The sequence below is a fragment of the Streptomyces sp. DS1-CR2 genome (assembly GCF_055760475.1).
On record NZ_CM147085.1, the window covers coordinates 4912033 to 4931244 of the forward strand.

General features: G+C 70.3%; 17 protein-coding genes. 7 read left to right on the top strand and 10 right to left on the bottom strand.

All coding sequences use genetic code 11. The features are described from left to right. Nucleotides 1-104 precede the first annotated feature (104 nt). Both ACY0PA_RS23600 and ACY0PA_RS23605 read left to right on the top strand, forming a co-directional pair. A complete protein-coding gene (locus tag ACY0PA_RS23600) occupies nt 105-980 on the top strand; it encodes an NUDIX hydrolase (protein ID WP_473079691.1) in 876 nt (291 codons plus the stop codon). Next, a complete protein-coding gene (locus ACY0PA_RS23605; protein ID WP_473079692.1) occupies nt 977-1807 on the top strand; it encodes an MBL fold metallo-hydrolase in 831 nt (276 codons plus the stop codon). Before ACY0PA_RS23600 ends, ACY0PA_RS23605 begins: the two co-directional genes overlap by 4 nt. A gap of 12 nt (nt 1808-1819) precedes the next feature. Here ACY0PA_RS23605 and ACY0PA_RS23610 read toward each other — a convergent pair whose 3' ends face one another. The 3 genes from ACY0PA_RS23610 to ACY0PA_RS23620 form a co-directional block, all read right to left on the bottom strand. Then, nucleotides 1820-2692, bottom strand: a complete 873-nt coding sequence (locus tag ACY0PA_RS23610; protein WP_473079693.1) for a sigma-70 family RNA polymerase sigma factor — start codon at nt 2690-2692, stop codon at nt 1820-1822. An 18-nt stretch (nt 2693-2710) separates the two neighbouring features. Continuing rightward, a complete protein-coding gene (locus tag ACY0PA_RS23615; RefSeq protein ID WP_473079694.1) occupies nt 2711-3511 on the bottom strand; it encodes a nucleotidyltransferase domain-containing protein in 801 nt (266 codons plus the stop codon). A 112-nt stretch (nt 3512-3623) separates the two neighbouring features. After that, nucleotides 3624-4298, bottom strand: coding sequence for a Crp/Fnr family transcriptional regulator (locus tag ACY0PA_RS23620; RefSeq protein ID WP_100596519.1), 675 nt, complete (start codon nt 4296-4298; stop codon nt 3624-3626). 243 nt (nt 4299-4541) lie between these two features. On the opposite strand from ACY0PA_RS23620, the gene nth reads away from it, so the two are divergent. Genes nth through ACY0PA_RS23635 form a run of 3 tightly spaced genes read left to right on the top strand, consistent with a single transcriptional unit; the run spans nt 4542 to nt 7598 of the window. Next, a complete protein-coding gene (gene nth / locus ACY0PA_RS23625; protein WP_473079695.1) occupies nt 4542-5609 on the top strand; it encodes an endonuclease III in 1068 nt (355 codons plus the stop codon). A gap of 59 nt (nt 5610-5668) precedes the next feature. Further along, nucleotides 5669-6385 carry an NUDIX hydrolase gene (locus ACY0PA_RS23630; RefSeq protein WP_454398891.1) on the top strand — a complete coding sequence of 239 codons (717 nt, stop codon included), beginning with the start codon at nt 5669-5671 and terminating at the stop codon, nt 6383-6385. Between the two features lie 13 nt (nt 6386-6398). After that, nucleotides 6399-7598, top strand: coding sequence for a MarP family serine protease (locus ACY0PA_RS23635; RefSeq protein WP_473079696.1), 1200 nt, complete (start codon nt 6399-6401; stop codon nt 7596-7598). Nucleotides 7599-7634: 36 nt separating this feature from the next. Here ACY0PA_RS23635 and ACY0PA_RS23640 read toward each other — a convergent pair whose 3' ends face one another. The 6 genes from ACY0PA_RS23640 to ACY0PA_RS23665 form a co-directional block, all read right to left on the bottom strand. Next, entirely contained in the window at nt 7635-7823 is a 189-nt protein-coding gene (locus ACY0PA_RS23640; RefSeq protein WP_100596324.1) for a hypothetical protein, read from the bottom strand. 151 nt (nt 7824-7974) lie between these two features. Beyond that, entirely contained in the window at nt 7975-8925 is a 951-nt protein-coding gene (locus ACY0PA_RS23645; RefSeq protein ID WP_100596323.1) for an alpha/beta fold hydrolase, read from the bottom strand. Then, nucleotides 8922-9431, bottom strand: a complete 510-nt coding sequence (locus ACY0PA_RS23650) for a phage holin family protein (RefSeq protein ID WP_266672793.1) — start codon at nt 9429-9431, stop codon at nt 8922-8924. Before ACY0PA_RS23650 ends, ACY0PA_RS23645 begins: the two co-directional genes overlap by 4 nt. A 51-nt stretch (nt 9432-9482) precedes the next feature. Next, complete coding sequence (gene nhaA, locus ACY0PA_RS23655) at nt 9483-10886, bottom strand: Na+/H+ antiporter NhaA (RefSeq protein ID WP_473079697.1); 1404 nt, start codon at nt 10884-10886, stop codon at nt 9483-9485. Between the two features lie 208 nt (nt 10887-11094). Further along, nucleotides 11095-13113, bottom strand: a complete 2019-nt coding sequence (gene acs, locus ACY0PA_RS23660) for an acetate--CoA ligase (protein WP_473079698.1) — start codon at nt 13111-13113, stop codon at nt 11095-11097. A gap of 113 nt (nt 13114-13226) precedes the next feature. Next, a complete protein-coding gene (locus tag ACY0PA_RS23665) occupies nt 13227-15620 on the bottom strand; it encodes a bifunctional SulP family inorganic anion transporter/carbonic anhydrase (RefSeq protein ID WP_473079699.1) in 2394 nt (797 codons plus the stop codon). A gap of 347 nt (nt 15621-15967) precedes the next feature. Between ACY0PA_RS23665 and ACY0PA_RS23670 the strand changes: the two genes are divergently transcribed. Continuing rightward, the gene (locus ACY0PA_RS23670) at nt 15968-17248 is read left to right on the top strand and encodes a polysaccharide deacetylase family protein (protein ID WP_473079700.1); all 1281 of its coding nucleotides are present in this window, start codon (nt 15968-15970) and stop codon (nt 17246-17248) included. A gap of 29 nt (nt 17249-17277) precedes the next feature. Here ACY0PA_RS23670 and ACY0PA_RS23675 read toward each other — a convergent pair whose 3' ends face one another. After that, nucleotides 17278-18258, bottom strand: a complete 981-nt coding sequence (locus tag ACY0PA_RS23675) for an ATP-binding protein (protein ID WP_199841924.1) — start codon at nt 18256-18258, stop codon at nt 17278-17280. A 101-nt stretch (nt 18259-18359) separates the two neighbouring features. On the opposite strand from ACY0PA_RS23675, the gene ACY0PA_RS23680 reads away from it, so the two are divergent. After that, nucleotides 18360-19184, top strand: a complete 825-nt coding sequence (locus ACY0PA_RS23680; protein WP_473079701.1) for a Fic family protein — start codon at nt 18360-18362, stop codon at nt 19182-19184. The last annotated feature ends 28 nt before the right edge of the window (nt 19185-19212 follow it).

Here is a 19212-nt window from a genome sequence, read left to right on the forward strand (position 1 = left end):
CTCTCGGGTATGGCCGCGGGGCGGTGGGGGTTCTTCGTGGTCTCCGTCGTACTTGATCGTCTATGGCTCTCGAACATCCGCTTGGTAGCGGATAGCCTCCGGCCATGGCGAATGGGCAGTGGTATCCCCCGGAGTGGCCCGAGCGGATTCGTGCGCTCGCGGCGGGTGAGCTGGCGGCCGCTGTGCCGCGGCGGGCCGCGACCGTCATGCTTCTGCGGGACGCGGTCGCCGGTCCCGAAGTGCATATGTTGCGTCGACGCGCCTCCATGGCTTTCGCCGGGGGCGCGTACGCGTATCCGGGCGGGGGCGTGGATCCCCGTGACGACGAGTCGGTCGTGCGGTGGGGCGGGCCCTCGCGCGCGGCGTGGGCGGCTCGGCTCGACGTGGACGAGAAGTCAGCGCAGGCGATCGTGTGTGCCGCCGTGCGGGAGACGTACGAGGAGGCGGGCGTGCTGCTCGCCGGGCCCGATGCGGCGTCCGTGGTGGGGGATACGACCGGTGAGTCCTGGGAGGCCGACCGGGAGGCGCTCGTCCAGAGGGAGTTGTCGTTCGGGGAGTTCCTCGGGCGGCGTGGGCTGGTTCTGCGGTCCGATCTGCTGGGGGCCTGGGCGCGGTGGATCACGCCCGAGTTCGAGCCCCGGCGGTACGACACCTGGTTCTTCGTCGCCGCTCTGCCGGAGGGGCAGCGCACCCGTAACGCCTCTACTGAAGCCGATCGGACCGTGTGGATCCGGCCCGAGCAGGCCGCCGAAGGGTACGACAAGGGCGAGCTGATGATGATGCCGCCCACGATCGCGACGCTGCGGGCGCTGGCCGGCTTCGACAGCGCCGAGGGGGCCCTCGTGGGGGCCGCGGCGCAGGATCTGTCCCCTGTGCTCGCCCGGGCCCGGCTGGAGGGTGGGGAGATTGTTCTGTCCTGGCCCGGTCATGATGAGTTCACCAAGCACATTCCGACCACGTCCGGGGGAGCCTCCGCATGACTGAAGCCGCAGCCCTTCCCGGACAGCCCCGTGGCGGGGTGCTGTCCGGGCCCGCCACCGCGCGCGCGGTCAACGTGCTGGCTCCGAACGCCTCCGCGATGACCCTGGACGGGACCAATACGTGGATTGTTTCCGAGCCTGATTCCGAGTTTGCCGTGGTGATCGATCCCGGGCCGCTCGACGACGTGCATCTGCGGAATGTTGTCGCGGTCGCTGAGGCTGCCGGTAAGCGTGTGGCTCTGACCCTTCTTACTCATGGGCATCCCGATCACGCGGAGGGCGCCGGCCGGTTTGCCGAGCTGACCCGGACCAAGGTGCGGGCCCTCGATCCTGCCCTGCGGCTCGGGGACGAGGGGCTGGCTGGTGGGGACGTTGTGGCTGTTGGCGGGCTTGAGTTGCGTGTTGTCGCCGCGCCTGGGCATACCGCTGATTCGCTCTGTTTCCATCTGCCCGCCGATCGCGCCGTGCTGACCGGGGACACCGTGCTCGGGCGCGGGACCACCGTCGTCGCCTATCCCGACGGGCGGCTCGGGGACTATCTCGACTCGCTGCGGCGGCTGCGGTCCCTCACCGTCGACGACGGGGTCGACACCGTGCTGCCGGGGCACGGGCCCGTACTCGAAGACGCCCAGGGCGCCGTCGAGTTCTACCTCGCCCACCGCGCCAACCGGCTCGCCCAGGTCGAGACCGCCGTCGAGAGCGGTTATGTCACGGCGTCAGAAATTGTTGCCCATGTGTACGCGGGTGTGGATCGGTCTCTGTGGCCCGCTGCCGAATTGTCGGTGCTGGCTCAGCTCGATTATCTGACGGAGCACGGGCTCATTTAGAGGGCCGCCCGGTCAGGCCTCGCGGGTCAGGCGCTGCAGACGGACCTCGTCCGCCAGGACGTTCAGTTCCGTGATTCTCGTGTCTGTGATCGTGAAGGACATCAGCGATGCCGGGCGGCCCTCGGGCAGCGCCAGGAGGCCGATCGCGCCGTTGACCAGCACAACGCGCACGTGCGGTGCCATGCGCTGGAACGTGATCGCCCCGGACGCCACCGCGTGAGCGCCTCGGACCAGGCGCGAGAGGTCAGTTGCCCCGGCGTCCGCCCGTAGCACTACGTTCGGGTCCAGGACCGCCAGCAGTCCCTCGAAGTCGCCCTCGCGGGCCGCCGAGAGGAACGCCTCGACCACCTCGCGCTGGCGTACCAGATCCGTCTGAGGCGGCGGGGCTCCCTGGACGCGGCGGCGCGCGCGGCTCGCCAGCTGCCGGGTCGCCGCCGGCGTGCGCTCCACGATCGGCGCGATGTCGTCGAACGGCACCGCGAACAGGTCGTGCAGCACGAACGCCAGCCGCTCCAGCGGCGCCAGCGAGTCCAGGACCACGAGCAGCGCCAGGCCCACCGAGTCAGCCTGGAGCGCCTGTTGTTCGGGGTCCGGGGTGTCGAGGCTCGTGACCAGGGGGTCGGGTACGTGGGTTTCCAGGGGCTCTTCGCCCCTTGCCTTGCGCGAGCGCAGCAGGTCCAGGCAGATCCGGCCCGTGACGGTGGTGAGCCAGCCGCCCAGGTTCTCGACGGCCGAGGTGTCGGACCGCTGGAGCCGCAGCCACGTCTCCTGTACGGCGTCCTCCGCCTCGCTGAACGAGCCGAGCATCCGGTAGGCCACGGCGCGCAAGTGCCCCCGTGACTCCTCGAACCGCTCGGCCAGGCTGTCCGTCGACGCTGAGCTCATCGGTGTCCTGCTTCCGGGTCAGGGGCGGGGGGCCTTCACTCCGTGCACGGCTTCGTATTCTGCCGCCAGCCACGGGCCCAGGTCCTCGGTGTAGGCCCGGAGGGTGTGCGGTGCGCCCACCGGTTCGTACGACGCCTCGGACGCCTGTCGCATCGCGTCCGCCCACTGCGGGTAGTACGTGCCGAACACCTCGGCCATCTGCGTCAGATCGCTGGTCCAGCCGTTCCAGCGGGGCATGACGAGCGTGAAGCCGGTGCGGACGAGGTGACGGGAGATCTGGCGGTCCAGGGTGCGCGGGTCGTCGCCTCGCGCGATGCGTTCGCGCCAGCGCGTCAGGAGCAGGCGCAGGTCGCCGTTGGTCTCCCGGGCCAGGAGGGAGTCGGGGCGGTAGCGCGGCAGGTATGCGGCCAGGTCCTCGCCGAGGAGCGGAGTGCAGAGGCAGGCCACGAACCAGCCGAGGTCGTGTCGTTCGAGGTCGCTGAGGACCTGGCTTCGGCTGAGGACCAGCAGGCCTACGCCGTCGATCTGGGCGAATTGTTTGTTCAGGTCTTCGGCCAGGGCGTTGGCCTGCGCCCTGTCGTTGTCCGTCGGCTCCTCGCGCAGTGCGAGGAGGAGGTCGAGGTCGCTGCGGCCGGGGCGGGCGGTGCCGCGCGGCACGGAGCCGTAGAGGTACGCGCTCGTCATCCGCGGCCCGAAGCCGGCGAGCAGACCGTCGCGCGCCGCGGACACCACGGGGCGGAAGTCCGGCTGGATCCGGCTCAGAGAGCCTTCGCGCTCGATGAATCCGCGGTCGTCCAGGCCGCGGGCGGTGGGGTCCATGGGCCCACTGTGCCGGGTCGGGCGGCTGCAGTCCCGGCATTTTCCGGGGCGGTGAACGCGTGATCCCGCCTCCCCGGAGGGAGACGGGACCCGTACGCGTGGAACGAAGGTGTCAGCGCGAGCGCTTCGCGAGGCGCTCCACGTCGAGCAGGATCACGGCGCGGGCCTCCAGTCGGAGCCAGCCGCGGCCCGCGAAGTCCGCGAGCGCCTTGTTCACCGTCTCGCGGGAGGCGCCGACCAGCTGGGCCAGCTCCTCCTGCGTCAGGTCGTGCACGACGTGAATGCCCTCCTCCGACTGCACGCCGAAGCGGCGGGAGAGGTCCAGGAGCGCGCGGGCCACGCGGCCCGGCACGTCCGAGAAGACCAGGTCGGACATCTGGTCGTTGGTCTTGCGCAGGCGCCGGGCGACGGCGCGCAGCAGGGCGGAGGCCACCTCGGGGCGCGCGTTCAGCCAGGGCAGGAGGTCGCCGTGGCCGAGGCCGAGCAGCTTGACCTCGGTGAGCGCGGAGGCGGTCGCCGTGCGCGGGCCCGGGTCGAACAGCGAGAGCTCGCCGATCAGCTCGCCGGGGCCGAGTACCGCGAGCATGTTCTCGCGGCCGTCGGGGGAGGTGCGGTGGAGCTTCACCTTGCCCTCGGTGACCACGTACAGGCGGTCTCCGGGGTCGCCCTCGTGGAAGAGGGCGTCGCCGCGCGCGAGGGTCACCTCACTCATGGAGGCGCGGAGCTCCGCGGCCTGCTCATCATCGAGCGCCGCGAAAAGCGGGGCGCGCCGCAGAACGTCGTCCACGAGTTTCTCTCCTATGTCGACCTGCATCCGGGGACCGGGTTCCCGCTCCCCATTTTGCCGGACGGTCCAAACAGTGTGATCAGTCACTCAGGCACAAGTCTGCCGCACGGGCGTCGCAAGCTGTCGGGGAGGGGGCCAATCGAGGACTGATCTGCGGGGTCCACGGCGGATGTCAGCGGCTGCCTCTAGGCTGGCCGAGTGTCCAAAACGCCGGTGAGAGCAGAGGCCAAGGGGGCTGGGACGGTGACCGCAGGACGTAATTCCGCTGTGGGCGAACAGGCCCCGGCCGCGCCCGAGAAAGCGGCAAAAGGGGTAAAGCGGGCCAGCGGTGTCGGGGATGGTGCCGGGGGTGCTGCGGCTTCCGCGGGGAAGGGCGCTGGTGGTGCCGGTGGTGCCGGTGGTGCCGCGGGTTCCGGAGGGAAGCGTGCTGGCGCGAAGAAGGCCGGCGCCGCCAAGCCCGTGAAGAAGGCCGCCGCCGCGACGTCGGACAAGCCTGCGAAGAAGGCCGCTGCCAAGCCCGAGCCCCGCACCGCGCTCGTCCGGCGTGCCCGGCGCATCAATCGTGAGCTCGCCGAGGTGTACCCGTACGCCCACCCGGAGCTGGACTTCGAGAACCCCTTCCAGCTGCTCGTCGCCACGGTGCTGTCCGCCCAGACCACCGATCTGCGGGTCAATCAGACGACGCCCGCCCTCTTCGCCAAGTACCCGAGCCCGGAGGACCTCGCGGCCGCGAACCCCGAGGACGTCGAGGAGCTGATCCGGCCCACCGGGTTCTTCCGCGCCAAGTCGAAGTCGATCATGGGGCTCGCGGCGGCGCTGCGGGACGAGTTCGGGGGCGAGGTCCCTGGGCGTCTCGAAGACCTCGTCAAACTGCCCGGCGTCGGCCGCAAGACCGCCTTCGTCGTGATGGGCAACGCCTTCGGGCGGCCGGGAATCACCGTGGACACGCACTTCGGGCGGCTCGTGCGGCGCTGGAAGTGGACGGAGGAGACCGACCCGGACAAGGTCGAGAAGGCTATCGGCGAGCTCTTCCCGAAGAACGACTGGACGATGCTCTCCCACCGCGTGATCTTCCACGGCCGCCGGATCTGCCACGCCCGCAAGCCCGCCTGCGGCGCCTGCCCGATCGCGCCGCTCTGCCCGGCGTACGGGGAGGGCGAGACCGACCCGGAGAAGGCGAAGAAGCTCCTGAAGTACGAGAAGGGCGGCTTCCCCGGCCAGCGCCTGAAGCCCCCGCAGTCGTATCTGGACGCCGGCGGTATCCCGGCGCCCCCGCTCGGCGCCACCGCGCCGCCCGCCACGGGGGAGTGACGCATCGCGGAACGAACGGCGGGGACGCAGGCGTTGTGTTCAGTTGGACGGGGGTGCCTATGACACATGCACACAGTGAGGCGCACGAAGAGCGCGTGACGAAGATCGAGCCCGTGCGGCTGAGCCGCGAGGGGCTGCCCGAGTGGCTCGACCCGGTCGTGAAGGCCGCCGATACGGTCGAGCCGCTCCAGCTGAGCCGCTTCCTGCCGCCCGAGAGCGGCGACGGGCGCCAGTCCGCCGTCCTGATCCTCTTCGGTGAGGGCGAGCGCGGCCCCGAGCTGCTGCTCATGGAGCGCGCCACATCGCTGCGCTCGCACGCGGGCCAGCCGTCCTTCCCGGGCGGCGCCCTCGATCCGCAGGACGGCGATCCGCGTACGGACGGGCCGCTGCGCGCCGCCCTGCGCGAGGCGGAGGAGGAGACCGGGCTCGATCCGCGCGGCGTCCAGCTCTTCGGTGTCCTGCCGAAGCTGTACATCCCGGTGAGCAGCTTTGTGGTGACGCCGGTCCTCGGCTGGTGGCGCACACCGACGCCGGTGCAGGCGGTCGACCCGGCGGAGACGGCCCGCGTCTTCACGGTCCCCGTGGCGGATCTCACGGATCCGCGCCACCGTGCGACGGCGGTCCACCCGAGGGGTCACCAGGGCCCGGCGTTCCTCGTCGAATCGGCTCTGGTCTGGGGCTTTACGGCCGGAGTGATCGACCGGATCCTGCACTACGCGGGATGGGAGCGTCCCTGGGACCGCAGTAAGCAGGTCCCACTCGACTGGCGCTCATGACAGGGTGGCCCACGTGAATGTGCTGGACATCCTGTTGCTCGTCGCCGCCGTGTGGTTCGCGATCGTGGGCTACCGCCAGGGCTTCGTCGTCGGCATCCTGTCGGTGATCGGCTTCCTGGGCGGCGGCCTCGTCGCGGTCTACGTCCTGCCCGCCATCTGGAGGGCGGTGACCGACGAGGCCAAGGTGAGTACGACCGCGGCCGTCGTCGCCGTGATCGTGGTCATCGTCTGTGCCTCCGTGGGACAGGCGTTCACCACGCACTTGGGGAACAAGCTGCGCCGGTACATCACCTGGTCCCCGGCCCGCGCCCTGGACGCCACGGGCGGTGCCGTGGTGAACGTGGTGGCGATGCTCCTCGTCGCCTGGCTCATCGGCTCGGCCCTGGCCGGTACGACGCTGCCCACGCTCGGCAAGGAAGTGCGCAACTCCAAGGTCCTGCTCGGCGTGTCCAGAGCCCTGCCCGCGCAGGCGAACACGTGGTTCGCGGACTTCTCCTCCGCGCTCGCGCAGAACGGCTTCCCGCAGGTCTTCAGCCCGTTCTCGAACGAGCCGATCACCGAGGTCCAGTCCCCCGACCCGAAGCTGGCGAACAGCCCGGTCGTGCAGACGGCCAGGCGCTCCATCGTCAAGGTGACGGGCCAGGCACCCAGTTGCGGCAAGGTCCTCGAAGGCTCCGGCTTCGTCTTCGCCGACCGCCGCGTCATGACGAACGCGCACGTGGTCGGCGGCGTGGACGAGCCGAACGTACAGATTGGCGGCGAAGGCCGGATGTACGCGGCGAAGGTCGTCCTCTACGACTGGAAGCGCGACATCGCCGTACTCGACGTGCCCACGCTGAAGGCGCCCCCGCTCCAGTTCACGTCCACGGACGCCGAGCGCGGCGCAAGCGCGATCGTCGCCGGCTTCCCGGAGAACGGCGCGTACGACGTCCGCCCCGCGCGCGTGCGCGGCCGCATCTCGGCCAACGGCCCGGACATCTACCACCGCGGCACCGTGCAACGCGATGTGTACTCGCTCTACGCGACCGTCCGCCAGGGCAACTCCGGCGGCCCGCTGCTCACGCCCGAGGGCAAGGTGTACGGCGTGGTCTTCGCGAAGTCACTCGACAGCGCCCAGACCGGGTACGCGCTCACCCGAGACGAGATCAGCCAGGACATCGACCGCGGCCGCACGGCCAACCAGCAGGTGGGCAGCGACAACTGCGCCCTGTGAGGTTCGGGAGGCGGTGAAGGCCGGGCCGGTGACGCGTCAGTCGCGCGTGTGCCGCAGCCGGGCCGAGACCCAGCGGGCCCGGCGGCGCAGGATGCGGGGAATGTTGATCCCCGGAGGGGTTTGGTCATGGCCCGGTTCCTGCGGGCCACCCCCCGGGTGACGGCTCAGCACCGTGGCTGAGCGGCGGTTGCGTGCTGCGTCACTGTAGTCGTGCGTCCAGCCCATACCCCGACGTGTGCCCGTGCCCCAAGGTCGGTAATCGCGCGCACGCCCCCCAATTGGCCTATGCGCCAGGCAATTGGCAGTTCGAGGGACAGTTGTTCCCGGACATGGCTCGAACGCGTCACCCGATCGTGCGAGGGCGACCGCGCGGCCGTCACCGGTCGGGCTCGGGGTCCTTCAGCCAGCTGACCAGTTCACTGGAGAACGCGACCGGGTCCTCCTCGTGCGGGAAGTGCCCCAGACCGTCGAACAGCCGCCAGCGGTACGGCGCTTCGACGTACTCGCCGGAGCCCGCCGCGCTGCGCGTACGCATCACGGGGTCGAGCGAGCCGTGCAGATGCAGCGTCGGCACCCGCACCGGACGCTTCATGCGCCGGTTGAACTGGATGCCGTCCGGACGGGCCATCGACCGCACCATCCAGCGGTACGGCTCGACCGAGCAATGTGCCGTGGACGGGATGCACATGGCGCGCCGGTACACGTCCACGGCCTCGTCGTCGGGCAGGCGCGGCCCGGACCAGTCCCGGATCAGCCGCCCGACCAGGGCGCCGTCGTCCGCGACGAGCTGACGCTCCGGCACCCACGGCCGCTGGAAGCCCCAGACGTACGAGCCCGCGGCGGTCTGCTTGACGTCGGACAGCATCGCCGAGCGCCAGCGCCGGGGGTGCGGCATCGAGGAGACCACGAGCCGGCGCACCAGCTTGGGCCGCATGACGGCCGCGGTCCACGCGAGATAGCCGCCCAGGTCGTGCCCCACGAGCGCCGCGTCGGGCTCGCCGAGGGACCGTACGACGCCCGTGATGTCGAGGGCGAGGTTCGCCGGGTCGTAGCCGCGGGGGGTGCGGTCGCTGCCGCCGACGCCGCGCAGGTCCATGGCCACGGCCCGGAACCCGGCGTCGGCGAGCGCCACCATCTGGTGCCGCCATGTCCACCAGAACTGGGGGAAGCCGTGCAGGAGCAGGACCAGTGGCCCGTCGCCCATCTCGGCGATGTGGAAGCGCGCGCCGTTGGCGGCGACGTCCCGGTGGGTCAGCTCGCCGCCGCCCGGGACGCCGATGCGTACGACCGAGGCGGGCTGAGCCGAAGGGGTGGCGGGGTCCGTCATGAAGACGAGCGTGCCACAGCCTCGACCGTGTCGCCGACTCGGTTCGCGGGGGCCACCTGACGGGGGTGCGGTTTGGCGTTCCCCAGTACGCCTGCCGTCTCCTTGACCGAGGCGGCGACCTTCTGCGGGCCCTTGCCCTTCTTGGCCTTCTTCGCGAAGACGACGCCGATCAGGGCGAGCAGCGCGGCCACCAGCACGTTCGCCGCGAAGGAGAGCAGGAAGCACCAGCCGAGGTTCCAGCCGCCCTCACCGTTGTGCCCGCCGGTCCAGGCCTGGATCCCGTAGGCGAGCGCGAAGCTCAGCATGGGCAGCGAGAAGAGCAGGACCACGCCGGCCGCCGAGAGGGCGCCGCCGCTGACCGCACCCCGCTTCACGTCCTGCTTGAGCTGGGCCTTCGCCAGGGCGATCTCGTCGTGCACCAGCGCGGACATCTCGGTCGTGGCCGTGGCGACCAGCTGGCCGATGCTGCGTTCGGCGCCGACCGGTGTGCCGTCGGGTGCGCTCATCGCGTACTCCCTCTTCTCTGTACGGGCATCTGTAGCAGACCTGCTGTCAGATCATGCCGGACGACTGCTTTCCTCGCTTGCCCCGCCCGTCACTTCGGCAAGCCTGCGGTGTTCGGCGGCCTTCTTCTCGTAGATCTCCGCCATCCGCAAGTGGTACTCCGGCTTGTCCTCCTCGTAGATGTCGGGGATGCCGTCTAGGTCGTCGTCCCGCTCCTCCTCGGCGCACATCGCGCGGTACTTGGCGTTACGGATCTTGAGCAGGACGCTCGACAGGACCGCCGCGATGAGGGAGCCCATCAGGACGGACGCCTTGATCTCGTCGGTCAGCAGCGGGTTGTCGGTGAAGGCGAGTTCGCCGATGAGGAGCGAGACGGTGAAGCCGATGCCGGCGAGGGACGCGACGGCGAACACGTCGGGCCAGGCGAGTTCGTCGGAGAGCGAGGCCCTGGTGAAGCGGGCGGTGAGCCGGGTCCCGCCGAAGATGCCGACCGCCTTGCCGACGACGAGGCCGAGCACCACACCGAGCGTCTCGGGCTTGGTGAACACGTCGGTCAGCGCGCTGCCCGACACGGCAACGCCCGCGCTGAACAGGGCGAACAGCGGCACGGCGAGCCCCGCTGAGAAGGGGCGCACCAGATGCTCGATGTGCTCGCCGGGCGAGTGCTCCTCACCGTCCCGCCGGGTGCAGCGCAGCATGAGGCCCATGGCGACACCGGCGATGGTGGCGTGGATGCCGCTGTTGTACATCAGGCCCCAGATCACGAGCGCGAGCGGCACGTAGATGTACCAGCCGCGAACGCCCTTGCGCAGGAGGAGCCAGAACACGGCGAGGCCGACGACGGCGCCTGCGAGGGCGGCGAAGTTGATGTCGTCGGTGAAGAAGATCGCGATGATCAGGATCGCGCCGAGGTCGTCGACGACGGCGAGCGTGAGCAGGAACGCGCGCAGCGAGGAAGGCAGTGAGGTGCCGATGACGGCGAGGACGGCGAGCGCGAAGGCGATGTCGGTGGCGGTCGGCACGGCCCAGCCGTCGAGCGAGCCGTCGCCCGTGATGTTGACCAGGAAGTAGACGAGCGCGGGGACCGCCATGCCGCAGAGCGCGGCGGCGACAGGCAGCATGGCCGCCTTCGGGTCGCGCAGATCGCCGGCGACGAGTTCGCGCTTGAGCTCGATACCGGCGACGAAGAAGAACACGGCGAGCAGTCCGTCGGCAGCCCAGTGCTCGAGGGACAGGTTGAGTCCGAGCGCGGCAGGGCCGATGTGGAAGTGGCGCACAGACTCGTAGCTGTCGCTGAGCGGGGTGTTCGCCCAGATGAGGGCGGCGATCGCGGCGACGAGGAGCAGAACGCCGCCGACGGTCTCGGCCCGCAGGGTGTCCGCCACGAACGTACGCTCGGGAAGGGAGAGCCGACCGAGGACCTTACGGCTGTTCTTGCTGGGGGCGGGCGCGGCCACGGGTGAAGACCTCCGGTCGGGTTCGGCTTTCGCGAACGCGCCGACGAGGGGTCGCCGACGGCGTTGCCGACCAGACTTCCCGGCACACCAGTTGAGGTCTCACCCTACCGGGTGTACGCGGGCCGTAGCTGGTAATCGTCACTTTACGCACGAAACGGGCACCCGGCGCGTTCGGTGCCGGGTGCCCAAATCGTGGTGTGCGGTGCGGTCAGTCCTCGCTCGACGCGGCCGGGAGCCGGGTCTGGATGAGGTCCATGACGGACGAGTCCGTCAGGGTCGTGACGTCTCCCAGCTCCCTGTTCTCCGCGACATCGCGCAGCAGGCGCCGCATGATTTTCCCGGAGCGGGTCTTGGGCAGCTCGGCCACGGGCAGGACCCGCTTCGGCTTGGCGATCGGGCCGAGCGTCGCGCCCACGTGGTTGCGCAGGTCGGCGACGAGGCCCTCGTCGTCGGCGGACGCCGTGCCGCGCAGGATCACGAAGGCCACGATGGCCTGACCCGTCGTCTCGTCGGCCGCGCCCACGACCGCCGCCTCGGCGACGGAGGGGTGCGAGACGAGCGCCGACTCGACCTCGGTGGTCGAGATGTTGTGGCCGGAGACCAGCATCACGTCGTCCACCCGGCCGAGCAGCCAGATGTCGCCGTCCTCGTCCTTCTTGGCGCCGTCACCGGCGAAGTACCTGCCCTCGAAACGGGACCAGTACGTGTCGATGAACCGCTGGTCGTCGCCCCAGATGGTGCGCAGCATCGACGGCCACGGCTCGGTCAGGACGAGGTAACCGCCGCCCCCGTCGGGTACTTCGTGAGCCTCGTCGTCCACCACCGTCGCCGAGATGCCGGGCAGGGCACGCTGGGCGGAGCCCGGCTTGGTCTCGGTGACGCCGGGCAGCGGCGAGATCATCATCGCGCCGGTCTCGGTCTGCCACCAGGTGTCCACGATGGGGCACTTGTCGCCGCCGATGTTCTTCCGGTACCACATCCAGGCCTCGGGGTTGATCGGCTCACCGACCGAACCGAGGACCCGCAGACTGCTCAGGTCGAACTTGGCGGGGATGTCGTCCCCCCACTTCATGAACGTGCGGATCGCCGTCGGCGCCGTGTACAGGATCGTCACCCCGTACTTCTGCACGATCTCCCAGAAGCGGCCCTGGTGCGGGGTGTCCGGGGTGCCCTCGTAGATGACCTGCGTCGCGCCGTTCGAGAGCGGGCCGTAGGTGATGTACGAGTGCCCGGTGACCCATCCGATGTCGGCCGTGCACCAGTAGACGTCGGTCTCCGGCTTGAGGTCGAACACCGCGTGGTGGGTGTACGAGGCCTGCGTGAGGTAGCCGCCGGACGTGTGCAGGATGCCCTTGGGCTTACCTGTCGTGCCGGACGTGTAGAGGATGAACAGCGGCTGCTCGGCGTCGAATGCCTCGGGGGTGTGCTCCGCCGACTGCTTCTGCGTGATCTCGTGCCACCACACGTCGCGGCCCTCGGTCCAGGCGACGTCCTGCTTGGTGCGCTGGACGACGAGGACCTTCTCGACTCCGTCGACGCGGCTGACAGCGTCGTCGACGGCGGGCTTGAGCGCGGACGGCTTGCCGCGCCGGTAGCCGCCGTCGGCCGTGATGACGACCTTGGCGTCGGCGTCCCGGATGCGGGCCGCGATGGCGTCGGCCGAGAATCCGCCGAAGACGACCGAGTGCGCGGCACCGATGCGCGCGCACGCCAGCATCGCGACGACGGCCTCGGGGATCATCGGCAGATAGACGGCGACGCGGTCGCCCTTCTGCACGCCCAGCTCGGTCAGCGCGTTGGCCGCGCGGCTGACCTCGTCCTTGAGCTCCGCGTAGGTGATGGCCCGGCTGTCGCCCGGCTCACCCTCGAAGTGGATGGCGACCCGGTCGCCGTTCCCGGCCTCGACGTGGCGGTCCACGCAGTTGTACGCGACGTTCAGCTTCCCGTCGGCGAACCACTTGGCGAACGGCGGGTTCGACCAGTCGAGGGTCTCGGTCGGTTCGGTGGCCCAGGTCAGCCGGCGGGCCTGCTCGGCCCAGAAGCCGAGCCTGTCAGCCTTGGCCTGTTCGTACGCCTCCGCGGTGACGTTGGCGGCGGCCGCCAGGTCGGCCGGCGGCGCAAACCTTCGCTCTTCCTTGAGAAGGTTGGCCAGGCTTTCGTTGCTCACGACATCTCCCTTACGGTGCTTTGCCGGGGCGCGACCGTTGTGTCCCAGGCCACAGCTCATCAGACGGCCCCCCTCGGTGACAAGGGGGGCCCGTAAAATGGTTTAGACCTGTTGAGCCTTGCGTGCGCGTGCCGATGGTTCACCCACCGGCACGTACGCCGTCACGGACGGGTTCAGGCAGGGCGCAGTTCACCCTCCGGCGCCACCTGGTCGAACACTTCGTCGGGCCGCTCGGTGAGCAGATAGGCCTGCGCCTCGCCCACGTGGAAGTACATCCCGTGCAGTTCGAGCGAGCCCTCCTGGAGGCGGCGGGCCACCGACTCGTGCGCCCGCAGATGCTCCAACTGCTGGACGACATTGGTCAGGCAGAGCTGCTCGACCGAGTCGGCGGGGGCGCGCCCCGCGAGCCGCGCCCAGGGCTGGTTCGCGGCCGCCATGCGGGCCAGGCTCGGCAGGCCGTGCCGCAGCCACCGCTTCAGGGGTGTCTGCGCGCCGCCCTCGGGCGGACTGTTGAGCAGCGCCTGCATGGCACCGCAGCCGGAGTGCCCGCACACGGTGATCGACTGCACCTTCAGTACGTCGACGGCGTACTCGATGGCCGCGGCGACCGAGTCGTCACCGCTCTCGGCGCCCGGCAGCGGCACCAGATTCCCCACGTTCCTGACGACGAAGAGGTCGCCGGGGCCGCTTGAGGTGATCATCGACGTCACGAGCCGGGAGTCGGCGCAGGTCAGGAACAGCTGGGTGGGCCGCTGCCCCTCACGGGCGAGCCGGGCGAGCTCGTCCCGCACATGCGGCGCCGTGTTCCGCTGGAACGCGCTGATGCCGCTGGCCAGTTGATAGCCAGCACCGCCGGCCGGGGGAGCGGCGGTCTCGGTCTGCGGGCGGTCGCAGTGGTGGTTGAGCCAGGGCGTCCACGGCCGGCAGCAGGAGTGCGACGCCGACGCGGGCTCGGCGATACGGGTCCCCGCCCGCCCGGTCACCTCGACCTTCCCGCCCTGCGCGACATGCGACTTCTGCCAGTCCTGCAGGGACTCGAACGCGGCGTGGTCCATGAAGGACCCGTCCAACTCCACGACGCAGCCGACTCCTTGGGGTACCTGGTGCAGTACGCGGCTGAGCCGGGGCACGGCGAGGAACGTCAGCTGCCCGCGCACTCGCACGTGATGCGTCCCGCCTCGGCTTTCGGCGCCCGCCGCGCCTGCTCTGTCTGCTCCGTCTGTTCTGTCCGTTCCGTCCACGGTGTGGGTGATCCGTGTGCGGGCGAGCCGGTGCAGGGCAACCGCGACGGCGACCGCGATGCCGAGGGCGACACCCTCGAGTACGCCGAGGGTGACCACGCCGAGCGTCGTCACGGCGTAGACGAGGACCTCGCGGTGGCGCGTGACCGTCCGGATGTGGTGCAGGGACACCATCTGGATGCCGACGGCCATGACCAGGGCGGCGAGTGAGGCGAGAGGGATCAGCTCGAGCACCGGGACCATCAGGAGCGCGGCCACTACTACCCAAACGCCGTGCAGCATCGTGGAGTTCCTGCTCTCGCCGCCCGCGTTCACATTCGCGGCGCTGCGGACCGCGACCCCGGCGACGGGGAGTCCGCCGAGGGTGCCGGAGACGATGTTGGCGGCCCCCTGGCCGAGCAGCTCCCGGTCGAGGTCGGAGCGGCGGGCCTCCGGCCGCAGGGCGGGCTTCGCGGACGCGAGCTTGTCCACGGCGACGGCGCCGAGCAGTGACTGCACGCTGCACACGAGCGTCACGGTCAGGACGGCCGCCACGAGGCCCAGTACGGGCCCTTCGGGCAGGCCGGCGAGGGCGTGGCTGCTCCAGGACGGCAGGTCGACCTTGGTCACGGTGATCCCGGCGAACGCGGCGGTCGCGGTGGCGCAGGCGACGGCGACGAGCGCGGCGGGAGCCCGGCGCAGGGCCCGTCCGGCGCGTCCGGGGATCCGGGGCCAGGCGAACAGGACCGCGAGCGTCAGGAGGCTCAGGCCCAGTGCGGCCAGGTCCACGTGGGTCAACTGGGCGGGCAGCGCACGGAGATTGTCGAGGACGGCGCTCTGGGGGGTGCCGCCGAGCACGATGTGCACCTGGGCGACCGCGATGGTGACGCCGATTCCGGCGAGCATGCCGTGGACGACAGCGGGGGACACGGCGAGCGCGCTGCGGGCCACGCGCAGGCAGCCGAGGCCGAGTTGGGCGATTCCGGCGATGACGGTGATCGCGCAGGTCGTCCGCCAGCCGTAGCGGTGGATGAGGTCGGCGGTGACGACGGTGAGGCCGGCGGCCGGGCCGCTGACCTGGAGGTCGGAGCCGCCGAGGCGGCCGGCCACGAGTCCGCCGACGGCGGCGGCGACGAGTCCCGCCTGGAGCGGGGCCCCGGTGGCGAGGGCGATTCCGAGGGACAGCGGCAGGGCGATCAGGAAGACCGCCCCGGACGCGGACAGGTCGGCGCCCGAGACGCGGAAGCGGCGGGGCGGCTTCGGCGGCGGGCTGTGGGGTGGATGGGTGCGGCTGGTTTCGTCGGTCCGTGTCGGATCGGCAGTGCGTGTGGGGACGCAGGCTGACATGTTCCCGTCTCCTCCGGGGCAGCGCGGTCGCGGAACGAGGGGGCCCCGTCTGTGGCGGGGCAGGGTCGCGGCCGTGGATCACGGCGTGCAGCGGCGGGATGAATCAACTCTCGGTAAATGAATCGTAATGCAGAGTAAAGGTTGTGGACGGATTTTCGGGTCAAATGGGGCAGTAATTCACCTCAGTGGGTGAATGGGGCCTTTCTTCGGCTTGTCGTATTAATCCTCCCCTGGGTCTCGTGCGACGTTGGCGGCGCCGTCGATAAATGCGGCATTTCAACACATTGATCCCGTCCTGACGTGAAGAGATCCGAGCCGAAGAGACCCAAGGAAGAAGGTGGGCGGACATGACCGCCACCAAGAAGCTCGCCGCGAGCTTCACCGCCGTCGCGGTGTGTGCAGCAGTCCTGTCCGGTTGCGCGATCGGTGACCACCAGGCGACCGGTCCCCAGAAGGGCGCTCCCCGCCCGAATGAGGCCGCCCCCGCCCCCGCGCCGGGAAGCGCGATCCGGCTGATCGGGGACGGCTCGACCGCCTTCACCGGAGGTCAGCCGCATCTGCCGAAGGCCGAGCGCCTCAAGGCGGGCCAGAAGCCGCCGCAGTTCGTGGTGTTCTCCTGGGACGGCGCGGGGGAGGACAGCCGGAAGCTGTTCTCGCACTTCCGCAAGGTCGCCAAGGAGAACAACGCGACGATGACGTACTTCCTCAGCGGCGTGTACATGCTCCCGGAGGAGAAGCGCGACCTCTACCGGCCGCCGCAGCACTCACCGGGCAGCTCGGAGATCGGCTTCAATGACGAGCAGGGGATCAAGGACACCGTGGACCAGCTCCGCGGCGCCTGGCTCGAGGGCAACGAGATCGGCACGCACTTCAACGGCCACTTCTGCGGCAAGGGCGGCGGCGTCGGCGAGTGGTCGGTGGCCGACTGGAAGGACGAGATCAGCCAGGCCAAGTCCTTCGTGAAGTCCTGGAAGACGAACACGGGCATGAAGAACGCGGCCCCGCTCCCCTTCGACTACGACAAGGAGCTCATCGGCGCCCGCACCCCGTGCCTGGAGGGCCAGAAGAACTTCCGGCGAGCGGCCCACGACCTCGGCTTCCGCTATGACACCAGCGGCGTCAACGACCAGATCTGGCCCACCAAGAACGACGGCCTGTGGGACCTGTCGATGCAGCTCGTGCCCTTCCCCGGGCACAAGAACGAGCAGCTCACCATGGACTACAACTTCATGATCAACCAGTCGGGCACCGCGACCCAGGGCGACGCCGACAAGCAGGAGTTCTGGGGTGACGAGATGCGCGACAGCCTCCTCCAGGGCTTCGACCGCGCCTACAGAGGCAACCGCGCGCCGCTGGTCATCGGCAATCACTTCGAGTCCTGGAACGGCGGCACCTACATGCGCGCCGTCGAGGAGACCGTCCACGCCGTGTGCTACAAGCCCGAGGTGCGCTGCGTCTCCTTCCGCCAGCTCGCCGACTGGCTGGACGCTCAGGACCCGAAGACCCTGGACCGGCTCACCAAGCTGCGCGTCGGCGAGGCCCCCAAGCAGGGCTGGGCGTCCTTCATCTCGACCAGCCCCGCCCCGGCACCCAAGGGGGCACCGGGAGCGCCGGCGGTGAAGCGGTAGCCGAGCCCAGTCGGGTGCGGCCGTGCCGGTCAGGCGGTGGCGGCCACGCTCTCCTGGAGGACGAAGGCGGGGTCGACCTGGGCCGCCAGGTCGGCGCCCGTCTTCGCGTTGCCCCAACTCTGCGCGTTCTTCAGGTGGAAGTGGACCATCTGGCGTGTGTAGCGCTCCCAGTCGCGGCCCGCGTAGGCCGCGTCCGCGGCGGACCGGAGCGTGCGCAGGGCGGCCGCGTTGGGCTCCTCCAGGAGGTCGAACCGGGGAGGGCGGCCCTTCTCCATGGCCCGTACCCAGTCGGAGTGCCCGACGGTGACGAGCAGGTCGTCTCCCACCTGTGCGCGGAGGAAGTCGAGGTCGTCCTGGCCCTGCACCTTGTTCCCCACGACCTTCAGCGTGATGCCGAAGTCCCGTGCGTACTCCTTGTACTGGCGGTAGACCGAGACCCCCTTACGCGTCGGCTCGGCGACGAGGAACGTCATGTCGAAGCGGGTGAACATGCCGGAGGCGAAGGAGTCCGAACCGGCGGTCATGTCGACGACCACGTACTCGTCGCGGCCGTCGACGAGATGGTTCAGACACAGCTCCACCGCTCCGGTCTTGGAGTGGTAGCAGGAGACACCGAGGTCGGCTTCGGTGAAGGGGCCCGTGACCATCAAACGCACGGCCCCGCCGTCGAGTTCCACGGGCCGGGCGCACGCGTCGTACACCGGGTTGTTCTCTCGTACCCGCAGAAGGCGCGAGCCCTCGCCGGGCGGGGTCGTCTTGATCATCGTGTCCGCGGAGGCGATCCGTGGATTCGAGCCGCGCAGGTAGTCCTTGATGAGGGGGAGGCGTGCGCCCATGGCGGGCAGTTCGGCCGCCTGGTCGTCGTCGAGCCCCAGGGCGGGCCCGAGATGCTGGTTGATGTCGGCGTCCACCGCGATGACCGGGGCGCCCATGGCGGCGAGGTGACGGACGAAGAGCGAGGACAGCGTGGTCTTCCCGCTGCCGCCCTTCCCCACGAAAGCGATCTTCATGTTCACCAAGGGTAGTGGAGTGATCGCTGTTCGTGTCCGCCCTGCGTGAAGAAGACCACTCCTTCGTGGGGCGGGGCCCTGGACTGCGTAGGGTCGTACCCATGAGTACGACAGCCGACCCTCTTGCCGCCCTCGGGGCCCTTCCGGGCGTGGCCGACTCCGTGGACTCCGTGCGCAAGGCCGTGGACCGGGTCTACGGCCACCGGGTCATGCGGCGTCGCAGCCATGCGGTCACCTCCGAAGCCGCGCTGCGCGGCGCGCGCGGCAGCGCGGCGCTGTCCGGTGCCGACTGGCCGCTCGAAGAGGTGCGCAGGCGCTCCGACTTCAGCGGCGCGGGCGGGGACGAGGAGGCGCGCACCGTCGGCGCCGCCCTGCGGCTGACGGCGGAGGCGGGCCAGCTCCTGTCGATCTGGCGGCAGTCCCCACTGCGGGTGCTCGCACGTCTGCACCTCGTGGCGGCCGCCGACAGCGGCGACACGGTGGGGCGCCCCCGGCAGGGTGGCGAGCCGGTCGACGAGCCGCTGGTCGAGCTGCCGCTGCCGGACGCGCAGGAAGTGGCGGGCCGGCTCGAAGGGCTCTCGGGGCTGATCATCGCGGGTGGCTCGGCTCCGGCCCTGGTCACCGCAGCCGTCGTGCACGGCGAACTGCTCGCACTGCGGCCCTTCGGTTCGCACAACGGGCTGGTCGCGCGCGCGGCCGAGCGCATCGTCCTGGTGGGCAGCGGTCTCGACCCCAAGTCGATCTGTCCGGCCGAGGTGGGGCACGCGGAGCAGGGTCGCGCCGAATATCTGGCCGCGCTCGAGGGCTATGTGTCGGGCACCCCGGAAGGGGTTGCCGCGTGGATCGCGCACTGCGGGCGGTCCGTGGAGCTCGGGGTCAGAGAGTCGACGGCGGTGTGCGAGGCGCTCCAGCGCGGAGCGGCGTAGGCGCAGGGACGAGTTACCGGAAAGTCCC